The sequence below is a fragment of the Streptomyces sp. NPDC056347 genome (assembly GCF_042262625.1).
GTDB lineage: Bacteria > Actinomycetota > Actinomycetes > Streptomycetales > Streptomycetaceae > Streptomyces.
The window spans coordinates 21,094-31,246 of sequence record NZ_JBHJQP010000091.1 but is presented as its reverse complement, the minus strand read 5'-3'; the positions used below and the strand labels follow the sequence as shown (position 1 = coordinate 31,246).

Below are 10,153 nucleotides of genomic sequence, written 5' to 3'. Positions count from 1 at the left end.
GGACCGGTCCCCCCGCGCCGGCTCCATGCGGAAGCGGCGCGGGGGGACCTCAGGCCCGGTCAGTGGGTCACGAGTAGACGATGCTCAGCGGGTTGGCGACCTTGTACGTCGCCTTGAAGGTGGCCGAGTCGCCCGCGTTGAGCAGACCGGCGCAGTTCGAGGCGCTCTCGACCTTCAGGCCGGTGCCGGTGTTGATGGCCAGCTCGCCGGTCGAGTTGTTGTACGTCACGTTGCTCACGGAGCCGCTGATCACGGCGTTGCAGGTGCCGAGGATGGTGTCACCCACGAGGTTGACCCTGACCCCGCTCAGCGATCCGGAGGAGACGCCCCCGCTGTAGCTGGTGGCATTGATGCTGATGACGGAACCGGAGGCGAGCGAGGCCTGGAAGCTGGAGCCGAGCGGTCCGGGGCACGGGGAGGCGGCCGAACCCCAGGTCACCGCGGTGATCTTCGCGAGTCCGGTGCCGGTGCCGTACGTACCGCTCGGAGCGGTGCCGCTGGCGGGGGACACCGAGCAGTCCACCTGCTGGCCGGTGGTGGTGTCGACCAGGGTCGCCGACGTACCGGTCTTGAGCGACGCGGTGAAGGTGCCGGCCGAGTTGGGGTTGGTCACGGTCCACCCCGCGAGGGCGGTGGCCGAGGCGGACGTCGCGGCGAAGCCGAGCGCGGCGGCGGCGACGGTGGTGGCGAACAGGGCGCGGCTGAGGGTCTTACTCACGGAACTTACCTCCGGGAAGTGGAGTTGGACGTACCCGATTACCTCGCTCCGGTGCCGTTGAATGGCTCGCGGCGAGGGCGGCTCACATCGTGGAACGCAGCGGTCGATGGACTCGGCTGCGTGATCGAACTCCGTGCGGCTCGAACGTTACGAGCCAGTAGACCGACGCGGCAATACCCGACGCAGAAATTCCGTGGACGGGCCGGTAAAAGCATTCCAGCTTAGCGACAACTCAGCAGATCGCCGCGATCTTCTATCGGAAAGTGAGTAGTTACGGCCGTGTCATATGCCCCCCAGGGGCCCCGACACTCACCCCGGACACACTCGGCAGTACCCGAAGCGGCCTCGGATCACCTGTCTACCCGCCAGTAGGATCGGCCTCGGCGCGGCCGAATGACGCTCCGGCCAGGCACGTACGGCCCCTTGACACCAGGCGCCCGGCCGCCGCGGGCGCCGACCCCGGGAGCGTGCAACCGGATGCTCCCCTTCCGCAAAAAGCTCCGACGAATTTCCATTCCGATCGATCGGAAACTCTCCCGAACCGCGAATCCCGGAGTATTTCCCGGGCAATGAATACACGCCCCCGAATACCCGCCGACACCAGAAGTACGACCGTCCGCAAACCATCCCCGATCGCATCAGTTCGGGCGGATGTCCGCCAGAGGAACGAATCCGCACCAATCCCTCGGCCGGATGCCGGTAACCCACGGTTACTTTCTTGTCGTCCGCAGAGTACTTGTCCGAAAAACATTGTCTTGAAGTGAGCAGCGGCGTCCCACCTGCGCGGAAGCATCACAACACGGCCGGGATATGTGCCCCTTGCACTTCGATCTTGTCGAAATGGTGGGCACGACCGCTGACTTGGTCTATCTTCATCGCGGACTTGGTACGCACCTGATCGGTTCGTGGGAGCGCTCTCCCCCGCCTGACCCCCCACCGGGCGCCGGATAAACGAGGGGACAGTCATGCCAGCACTCGTACAGCCGTCGGACACGGGGGATCCGCTCGGGCCGCTCCCCCAGGAGTTCGCCGCCATCATGCGGCCCGAACTCCCGACCCTCATCAAGGAGATCGGCGTAGAGGTCACCCGCGCCTATCCGGAGTACGCCCGGCTGCTCAACGGTCCCAACGGACAGGCCATCCGGGTCGGTGTGGAGCAGAGCCTCTCCTCCTTCGTGGACCTGGTCGCCGAGCCGACCGCCTCCACCTCGCTGCGCGACGACATGTGCCGCCGGTTCGGCCGCTTCGAGGCGTACGAGGGGCGCACCATGGAAACGCTCCAGGGCGCCTACCGGCTCGGGGCCCGGATCGCGCTGCGGCGGGCCAAGAAGGTCGGCAGGAGCTACAACTTCTCCCCCGCGCTCATGCTCAGCTTCGCCGACGCGCTCTTCGCCTACATAGACGAGCTGGAGTCCCTCTCCCGGGAGGGCTTCCTGGAGGTGCAGTCGCAGACCGGCGAGCAGAGCGAGGCCATGCGCCGCCGGCTGCTGCACCTGATCCTCGCCGGACGCCCCGCGCCGCGCACCGCCATCGCCGAACTCTGCGAGCAGACCGGCTGGACGCTCCCCGAACAGGTCACCCTGGTCGCCGTACGCCCGCCGGCCACCCTGGACCGGTCCGTGGCGGACCGCGACGTACTGGCCGATCTCAGCGATCCGCAGCCGCACTTACTGATCCCCGGCCCCTTCGACGAGGCCCGCAGACGCATGCTGGACGAAGCGCTCCTCGGCACCCACGCCGCGATCGGCCTCACCGTACCGACCGCCCTGGCCTCGGACTCGGTCCGCTGGGCCCGCCGGGTGCTCGAACTGGTCGACACCCAGGTCATCGACGACGCCCCCGTCGTCCTCTGCGAGGACCACCTCACCACCCTGTGGCTGCTCTCCGACCCCGTCCTGGTCGACCAGCTGGCCCAGCGCGAACTCGCGCCGATCGCCACCATCAGCGCCACCCGCCGGGAACGGCTGGTCGAGACCCTGCGGATCTGGCTCGACACCCGGGGCACCGCCGCCCACATGGGCGAGCTGCTGGACGTCCATCCGCAGACCGTCCGGTACCGGATGCGCAATCTGGAGTCCATCTTCGGCCGGCAGCTGACCGATCCCGCGAGCCGGTTCGCCACCGAAGCCGTCCTGCGGGCGCTCCAGCTGCGCTCCCGCGGCGAGGAATCGACGCCCTGACTCCGCGTCCGGCGTGATCACAGTCCTCACCTCACGTCAACTTACCTACGAGTAATGCGAAATCGGCGGTCACTCTCAAACGGTTGCCACACGGAGACGTTCTCAACGCGAAACCCGGAACTGCGTCCCGTACACATGGAGGAGTTGTCCGCCGTACCCGGCGGACGCACCCCACATCGCCTCCTGGTCGACCATTCCGAGAGGGAACCCCCCATGACCGCCTCACATCTGCTCGTCCCCGTGCCGATCCCGGACCGGGTCGTCGCGCTGATCGGGTCCTGCATCCCGCCGCACATCCTCCAGGCGGAGTTCGAGGCGGCGTGCGCCGCGCGCGAGGTACGCCGTTTCCGCGGCCCTTTCCTGTGCGACGAGGACCGTGCCGACCGCGAGCAGGCACTCTCCGAGCTGGCCCGTGCCAACAAGGTCCTCGCCGCCCACCACCCCCGGCTCCCGGTGCGCCCCGACAGCTCCTGGTGAACACCCCGAGGGGAGAATGCCGGGCATCGCCCCACCGCCCGCCCGCTTTCCCCTGGAGGAACCGCCATGCCCGCCCGACCCCGACCGTCCGTCCTGTACGTCACCGATCTCGCCTACCCGGCACGCGGTCGGCGCTACTGCGACGAGGACATCCAGCTGACCGCGCGGCTGCGGGAGGATTTCGACATCGCGCTCTGTCACCCCCGGGATGCCGCCACGCTGCTGGACGGCTTCGACGCGGTCGTCATACGCAACAGCGGCCCGGTGCTGCACCACCAGGATGCCTACGAGGCGTTCCGCGCCCGGGCCCGTGAGCTGGGCACCCGGGTCTACAACCCCCTGCACGGCCGCGGTGACATGGCGGGCAAGCAGTATCTGGTCGATCTGAGCCGGGCCGGATACCCGGTGATCCCGACGGTGGACCGGGCCACCGATCTGGGCTCGCTGCCCGAGGCACCCGGGTACGTGATCAAGCCGAAGCTGGGCGCGGACTCGGAGGGGCTCCGGTTCGTGCCGGAGGCCGTGCTGCCGGAGGGCGAGGACGGCACCCTGCTCGTGCAGCCCCGGATCGACTTCCGCTACGAGGTGTCCTTCTACTTCGTCGACCACGACTTCCAGTACGCGCTGTACGCCCCGGACCCGGAGCGGCGATGGGTGCTGGAGCCGTATGCGGCGGACGCGGCGGACCTGGCGTTCGCCCGCGGCTTCGTGGAGTGGAACAGCCTGGACCACGGCATCCAGCGGGTCGACGCCTGCCGCACCGCGGGGGGTGAGCTGCTCCTCGTCGAGCTGGAGGACCTCAACCCGTATCTCTCGCTGGACCGGGTGGACGCGTCCGTACGGGAGGCCTTCGCCGCCCGGATGACGGCGTCACTGCGGGATCTGCTGGCCTGAGGCCCCGTCCGGCCGTCCCCCACATGCGCGCGGCACCGGGCGGTGTGAGGGTGCAAGCGTGACCACCGCCAGCGAGACCGCCCCCGCCGCGCAGGGTGCCGCCGCGCCGCCGCCCGTACTCGATCCGCGCCGCCGGAACATCGTCTTCGCGACGATCGTGCTGGGTATCCTGCTGGCCGCCCTGGACCAGACGATCGTCGGCACCGCGCTGCCGACGATCGTCTCGGACCTCGGCGGTGCCGCCCACATGTCCTGGGTGGTCACCGCGTATCTGCTCGCGGAGACGGTGGCGACGGTCCTGGTCGGCAAGTTCGGCGACCTCTTCGGACGGAAGATCATCTTCCAGCTGTCGGCGATCATCTTCATCACCGGCTCGTTCCTCTGCGGCCTCGCCACCAACATGACCCTGCTGATCGTCTGGCGCGGGCTCCAGGGCATCGGGGCCGGTGGTCTGATGGTCACCTCGATGGCGCTGATCGCCGATGTGATCCCGCTGCGCGAGCGCGGGAAGTACCAGGGTGCGATCGGCGCGGTCTTCGGAGTGTCGACGGTGGTCGGGCCGCTGCTCGGCGGACTCTTCACCGACCACCTGAGCTGGCGGTGGGCCTTCTACGTCAATGTGCCGATCGCGATCGCGGTGGTCGTCGCCGCGGCCCGGACGATCCCGTCGGTCAGATCGGCGGGCCGGCCCGTCATCGACTACCTGGGCATCGCGATGGTCACGGTCGGCGCGAGCGCGCTGATCCTGGCGACGAGCTGGGGCGGCAACGAGTACGCCTGGGGCTCGCCGGTCATTCTCGGTCTCTTCGCGGGCGGCCTGGTCGCCCTGGCGCTGTTCTGCCTGGTGGAGTTCCGGGCGGCGGAACCGATGCTGCCGATGCGGCTCTTCCGGAACCCGGTCTTCACCGTCTGCTCGGTGCTGAGCTTCATCGTGGGCTTCGCCATGCTCGGCGCGATGATCTTCCTGCCCACGTATCTCCAGTACGTGGACGGCGACTCGGCGACCCTGTCCGGGGTGCGGACACTGCCGATGGTGATCGGGCTGCTCGTCGCGTCGGTCTTCAGCGGCAACGTGGTGTCGAGGACCGGCCGGTACCGGGTGTTCCCCATCGTGGGCTCGGCCGTCATGACGGTGGGGCTGTACCTGCTGTCCCGGATGGGGCCGGACACCGGGGTGTGGCTGGAGTCGCTGTACATGCTGGTGCTCGGCGTCGGCATCGGGCTGGCCATGCAGGTCCTGACCATCGCCGTGCAGAACACGGTCGACTACACGGACCTGGGTACGGCGACGTCGGGCGTGACGTTCTTCCGTACCCTCGGCAGTTCCTTCGGCACCGCGGTCTTCGGGACGATCTACGCCAACGCGCTCAGGCCCAACCTCGCCGAGGGCATCACCGCGGCCGCGCAGGCGGGCGGCGACCCGGCGACGCTGACGAAGGCCGCGCAGAGCCCGACCGGGCTGCACGCCCTTCCTCCCGCCCAGTCCGCACCGCTGGCCCAGGCGTACGCGGACAGCCTGCACACCGTGTTCCTGTGGACGGTGCCGGTCGCGGTGCTGGGACTGGTCGTGGCGCTCTTCCTGAAGGAGGTGAGACTGCGCGACACCGCGCGGGCGGGCTCCACGGACATGGGCGAGGGCTTCGCGCAGCCCACCACCGGCGACTCGGCCCGGGTCCTCGAATTCGCCGTGGCCAAGATCCTGCACGGGGCCGGGCCGGACACCGCCCGGCGGATCGTCGCGGAGTCGGACACCCGGCTGGACATGGCGGGCGCCTGGGCGGTGATGCAGGTCGAGCTGTACACCCGGATGGTGGGCCACGCGGGGCTGCGGCTGATCGCGGCCCGGCACCGGCTGCCGCACGAGGTCCTGGTGCCGGTCTTCGACCGGATGATCGAGGAGGGCTACCTCTCCGGGGACGGCCATCTGTTCGCGCACACCGCCGCCGGGCGCCGGGAGGCGGCGGTGATCACCGAGGCGTGGGCGCGGTGGCTGGGTGAACGCCTGGACGAGCACGGGGCGCGCCCGGACGACCGGCAGCTGCGGGCGGCGGTGGACATGATCGCCAAGCGGCTGCTGGCGGAGGACCTGGAGCAGTCGCTGTCACCCTCACCGTCGTCGTCGCCGGAGAAGTCCCTGGTGGGGACGGGGGGCTGACAGGGCGGGGGCATCCGTGGTCCCGCCCCAGGTCGGCGCGAATCAGTCGACGAACTCCCCGTCCACGTACACCCAGGCTCCACCGTGGCGGACGAAGCGGCTCTTCTCGTGCAGGGTGCCCGGTTGCCCCCGGTCGGTGAAGTGCGCCCGGAAGGTGACGGTGCCGGTGGTGTGGAACGGACTGCCGTCGGTCGTCTCCAGCACCTCCAGGCGCACCCAGCGCGTCCCGGGGTCGAAGTCGATGCCGGGCGGCCGGCTGTCGGGGTGCCAGCTGCGCAGCAGGTACGCCTCGTCACGGGCCACGAAGGCCGCGTACCGGGAGCGCATCAGCGACTCGCAGGTCGGCGCGGCGAGCGCCCCGGAGTGCATGCGTCCGCAGCACTGCGCGTACGTGGCGGGCAGGCCGCACGGGCACGGGGACTGCGCGGTGAGCGCGGAGGGCCGCGCCGCGGCGGCGGCGCTCCGGCCGGGTCGTGTGGTGCGTCGTGACATGCGTCCATTGTGGCCCGCGCACCGACCCGTCCGGAGCCCCGGGGTGCGACCGCGGTCAGGGCTTGCGGGCCACGCCCGCGTAGCCGGGGATCGGCTCGTCGCCGGGGACGTCGACGGCCTCGCCGAGCTCGGGGTGCCAGTCCGCCGAGAGGGAGAGCCCGGGATCGACGAGGTCGAGGCCGTGGAAGAACTCGTGGATCTCGGCGCGCGAGCGCAGCCGCAGCGTCATCCCCCGGGACCGGTACATCGCGGACGCCTCCGCCGCACGCTCGGGATCGAAGTCCCCGGTGGTGTGCGAGAGCACCAGGTAGCTCCCGGAGGGCAGCCGCTCGACCAGGCTGTCGACGAGCTCGGCGGCGCCGTCCTCGTCGTCCACGAAGTGGAGCAGGGCCAGCAGCGACAGGGCGATCGGCCGGTCGAAGTCGAGGACCTTCCCCGCCGCTTCGAGGATGGTCTCCGGCCTGCGGGCGTCGGCCTGGATGTACTCGGTGGCGCCCTGCGGGGTGGAGCGCAGCAGGGCCGCCGCGTGGGCGAGGACGATGGGGTCGTTGTCGCAGTAGACGATGCGCGCGTCCGGGGCATGGCCCTGGGCGATCTGGTGGAGGTTCGGCTCGGTCGGTATGCCCGTGCCGATGTCGAGGAACTGGCGGATGCCCTGCTCGGCGAGCCACCGGGTGGCCCGGTGCATGAAGGCCCGGTTCACCCGGGCCATGTCCCGTCCCCGCGCGTCGAGGGCGAGCAGCTGGCGGGCCATCTCCTCGTCGACCGGGTAGTTGTCCTTGCCGCCGAGGAACCAGTCGTACATCCGGGCCGGGTGGGGCTTGGTGGTGTCGATCTCGATGCCTCGGGGGTCGTGCCCGGTCATAGCGCGCTCCATGGGTGCATAGGTCGGCGAACAACAAGAGTCTGCGACCGATGCGGCCGCGCCGCTGCGGTTTCGGGCAAGAAGGCCGGCCCGGACAGGAGATTCACGGCTGGTCCGCGGCCCGTCCTCGGCTCAGGTCAGCAGGAAGTCCGCCTGACCGGACTTGGCACCCTGGATGAAGGCCGCGATCTCCCGGGGGGTGTAGATCAGGGCGGGCCCGTCGGGGTCCGCGGACTGGCGTACGGCGATCCTGCCGTCGGACAGCTTCATCGCCTCGACGCAGTTGCCCCCGTTTCCTCCGCTCCACGGCTTGTGCCAGCCCTCGGTGCCGAGTTCGGCGGCAGGCATGCCGTTGTATATGGGATCCATCACAGCTCCTTGCGGAAATCCCGGAGGATTCCCTTCGTGCGTTGTGCAGTCGCGGCCTGGGCCGCCATGCGGTCCATGACTTCGAGGTAGGAGGCCACCTCGGGGCGCGCGTCGAAGTAGACGGCGCCAGTCAGGTACTCGCTGTAAACCATGTCGGGCAGTTCGGGGACGGCGAAGCGGAAGAGGACGAACGGCCCGTAGGTGCCCGGGTGGTGCCCCGTCGAGAACTCCGCGATCTGCAGCGTCACATGCGGCATCTCGGTCGCTTCGAGCAGCCGGTCGATCTGCGCGCGCATCGCGTCGACGCTGCCGACGGGCCGGCGCAGCACCGTCTCGTCCATGACCACCCACAGCTTCGGCGCGTCCGGGCGGGTGAGCAGCGACTGGCGTTCCATCCGCAGCGCCACGTGGCGCTCGATGTCCTCGGGCCTGGTCTGGCCCACGGCGCCGGTGCGCATCACCGAGCGTGCGTAGTCCTCGGTCTGGAGGAGCCCGGGGACGAAGTGCGGCTCGTACATGCGCAGGAGGCTCGCGGCCCCCTCCAGGCTGACGTACATGCTGAACCAGTCGGGCAGCACGTCGTGGAACCGCTGCCACCAGCCCGGCTTGTTGGCCTCCTCGGCGAGCTCGACGAAGGCGTCGGACTCGTCCTCCGACACCCCGTACGCCTTCAGCAGCACCTGCACGTAGGGGATCTTGAGCGCGACCTCGGCGGTCTCCATCCTGCGGATGGTCGCGGGCGCGACCCTGAGCACCTTGGCGGCCTGGTCGCGGCTCAGGCCGACGCGCTGCCGCAGATCCTGCAGGCGCTTGCCGAGAACGACCTGGCCCACGGTCGGGGCGGACCGCGGTTCGCTCACTTCAGACCTCCCCATGCGCTGTTAGCGAGCAGTGTGCCATGCGCGGACCGACCAGAACACAGCCACTCTGAAAATTTCAGAGTGCCCCTTGCCAAGTGTTCACGACAGGGGGAGAGTTGGTGAGTGAACCCGTTCACGAAGTCACGCCCGCCCTCATTCATGTGAGGAAGCGGAGCGTGATACAGCCCCCACTGTGAGGAATCGGTTGTGGCACCTGGCAGTGCGCTCATCCCCCGGCTCATGGATCTCTGTCCCGGGACGGAGGCGCTCCGGTACTGCTTCGCCCTGCCCGCGCACCCCGAGTCGGTGGCCGGTGCGCGCAGACTGACCCGGGCCCGGCTCGATCAGTGGCGGGTCGGCGCCGATGCCCACGACTCGGCGATCCTGGTCGTTTCGGAGCTGGTCACCAACGCGGTGGTGCACACCCTGAGCACCCGGGTCGTGTGCGAGCTGCGCCGCCTGGACAGACGGCTGCGGATAGCCGTGCAGGACCAGGGGCACCAGCCGGGCGGGCCGCGGCTGCGCCACGCCTCCGACGACGAGCACGGGCGCGGTCTGCTGCTCGTCGACACGCTGTGCACCGCCTGGGGTTCGCGCGACGCGGGGAACGGCTCGGGCCGCATCGTCTGGGCGGAGCTGGCGCACGGCTCGGGGCTTCCGTGCTGAAGAACGCGATGTCCCATCTCCATCTGCTCGCCGGGCGGCGGGTGCCCGAACCGAGGCCGCCCAGGACCGTCAGGCTGCCGGTGCCGCCCTCGCTCTCGGCCGAGCTGGGCTGCGACGCGGTGGGGGTGCCCGCCCGGTACGGCTTCCGGCTGCTGGCCCATCTGCCGCGTGCGGGCTGCGTCTTCGCGGAGGACGAGCACTGGTGGTGGATCGTGCCCGCCGGATCCGACCTCGACCTCGGCTGGCCCCCGCAGACGGCCTACGCGAAGGGGGCCTTCGTCCCCGCTGCCCGGCCCCGGCTGGTCCACCGTCCGGACGGCCGTACGCCGTACACGCCGCCGATCCCCTTGTTCCTGATGGTGTGTCAGGTGATGGGTGTGACTCCGTCTTGGGCCCCGTCGGGGGCGCCCTCGCAGTCGCCGTCCGGTGGCTCGCGCGCCATTTCCGCCCCCTGACCCGGCCGGCGCGTCACGGGTC

11 protein-coding genes are annotated in these 10,153 nt (G+C 70.0%); 6 read left to right on the top strand and 5 right to left on the bottom strand.

The window, feature by feature from the left end; genetic code table 11:
• Nucleotides 1-67 precede the first annotated feature (67 nt).
• Complete coding sequence (locus tag ACFCV8_RS21315) at nucleotides 68-718, bottom strand: hypothetical protein (protein WP_376686964.1); 651 nt, start codon at nucleotides 716-718, stop codon at nucleotides 68-70.
• 965 nt (nucleotides 719-1,683) lie between these two features.
• On the opposite strand from ACFCV8_RS21315, the gene ACFCV8_RS21310 reads away from it, so the two are divergent.
• The 4 genes from ACFCV8_RS21310 to ACFCV8_RS21295 all read left to right on the top strand — a co-directional run bounded on the left by ACFCV8_RS21310 (nucleotide 1,684) and on the right by ACFCV8_RS21295 (nucleotide 6,424).
• The gene (locus tag ACFCV8_RS21310; RefSeq protein ID WP_376686963.1) at nucleotides 1,684-2,898 is read left to right on the top strand and encodes a helix-turn-helix domain-containing protein; all 1,215 of its coding nucleotides are present in this window, start codon (nucleotides 1,684-1,686) and stop codon (nucleotides 2,896-2,898) included.
• 213 nt (nucleotides 2,899-3,111) lie between these two features.
• Complete coding sequence (locus ACFCV8_RS21305; RefSeq protein ID WP_376686962.1) at nucleotides 3,112-3,375, top strand: hypothetical protein; 264 nt, start codon at nucleotides 3,112-3,114, stop codon at nucleotides 3,373-3,375.
• 66 nt (nucleotides 3,376-3,441) lie between these two features.
• Nucleotides 3,442-4,269 carry a hypothetical protein gene (locus ACFCV8_RS21300; protein WP_376686961.1) on the top strand — a complete coding sequence of 276 codons (828 nt, stop codon included), beginning with the start codon at nucleotides 3,442-3,444 and terminating at the stop codon, nucleotides 4,267-4,269.
• A 58-nt stretch (nucleotides 4,270-4,327) separates the two neighbouring features.
• Nucleotides 4,328-6,424, top strand: coding sequence for an MDR family MFS transporter (locus tag ACFCV8_RS21295; protein ID WP_376686960.1), 2,097 nt, complete (start codon nucleotides 4,328-4,330; stop codon nucleotides 6,422-6,424).
• Nucleotides 6,425-6,466: 42 nt separating this feature from the next.
• Here ACFCV8_RS21295 and ACFCV8_RS21290 read toward each other — a convergent pair whose 3' ends face one another.
• From ACFCV8_RS21290 to ACFCV8_RS21275, 4 genes are all read right to left on the bottom strand, one after another.
• Nucleotides 6,467-6,916 carry a YchJ family protein gene (locus tag ACFCV8_RS21290; RefSeq protein WP_376686959.1) on the bottom strand — a complete coding sequence of 150 codons (450 nt, stop codon included), beginning with the start codon at nucleotides 6,914-6,916 and terminating at the stop codon, nucleotides 6,467-6,469.
• A 55-nt stretch (nucleotides 6,917-6,971) separates the two neighbouring features.
• A complete protein-coding gene (locus ACFCV8_RS21285) occupies nucleotides 6,972-7,781 on the bottom strand; it encodes an SAM-dependent methyltransferase (protein ID WP_376686958.1) in 810 nt (269 codons plus the stop codon).
• Between the two features lie 132 nt (nucleotides 7,782-7,913).
• Nucleotides 7,914-8,150 (bottom strand): DUF397 domain-containing protein, encoded by a 237-nt coding sequence (locus ACFCV8_RS21280; RefSeq protein ID WP_376686957.1) that lies wholly within the window; start codon nucleotides 8,148-8,150, stop codon nucleotides 7,914-7,916.
• A complete protein-coding gene (locus tag ACFCV8_RS21275) occupies nucleotides 8,150-9,010 on the bottom strand; it encodes a helix-turn-helix domain-containing protein (RefSeq protein WP_376686956.1) in 861 nt (286 codons plus the stop codon). Before ACFCV8_RS21275 ends, ACFCV8_RS21280 begins: the two co-directional genes overlap by 1 nt.
• A gap of 207 nt (nucleotides 9,011-9,217) precedes the next feature.
• Here ACFCV8_RS21275 and ACFCV8_RS21270 point away from each other — a divergent pair, with 207 nt between their 5' ends.
• Nucleotides 9,218-9,676, top strand: a complete 459-nt coding sequence (locus tag ACFCV8_RS21270) for an ATP-binding protein (RefSeq protein WP_376686955.1) — start codon at nucleotides 9,218-9,220, stop codon at nucleotides 9,674-9,676.
• On the top strand, nucleotides 9,670-10,131 hold the full coding sequence (locus ACFCV8_RS21265; protein ID WP_376686954.1) for a hypothetical protein: 462 nt from the start codon (nucleotides 9,670-9,672) through the stop codon (nucleotides 10,129-10,131). The genes ACFCV8_RS21270 and ACFCV8_RS21265 overlap by 7 nt, the downstream gene beginning before the upstream one ends.
• Nucleotides 10,132-10,153: the final 22 nt, after the last annotated feature.

Excerpts from the sequence above, each read along its gene's own strand:
- ACFCV8_RS21310 (WP_376686963.1), top strand. The coding sequence starts at position 1,684 with ATGCCAGCACTCGTACAGCCGTCGGACACGGGGGATCCGCTCGGGCCG.
- ACFCV8_RS21305 (WP_376686962.1), top strand. The coding sequence starts at position 3,112 with ATGACCGCCTCACATCTGCTCGTCCCCGTGCCGATCCCGGACCGGGTC.
- ACFCV8_RS21300 (WP_376686961.1), top strand. The coding sequence starts at position 3,442 with ATGCCCGCCCGACCCCGACCGTCCGTCCTGTACGTCACCGATCTCGCC.
- ACFCV8_RS21290 (WP_376686959.1), bottom strand. The coding sequence starts at position 6,916 with ATGTCACGACGCACCACACGACCCGGCCGGAGCGCCGCCGCCGCGGCG.
- ACFCV8_RS21285 (WP_376686958.1), bottom strand. The coding sequence starts at position 7,781 with ATGACCGGGCACGACCCCCGAGGCATCGAGATCGACACCACCAAGCCC.
- ACFCV8_RS21280 (WP_376686957.1), bottom strand. The coding sequence starts at position 8,150 with ATGGATCCCATATACAACGGCATGCCTGCCGCCGAACTCGGCACCGAG.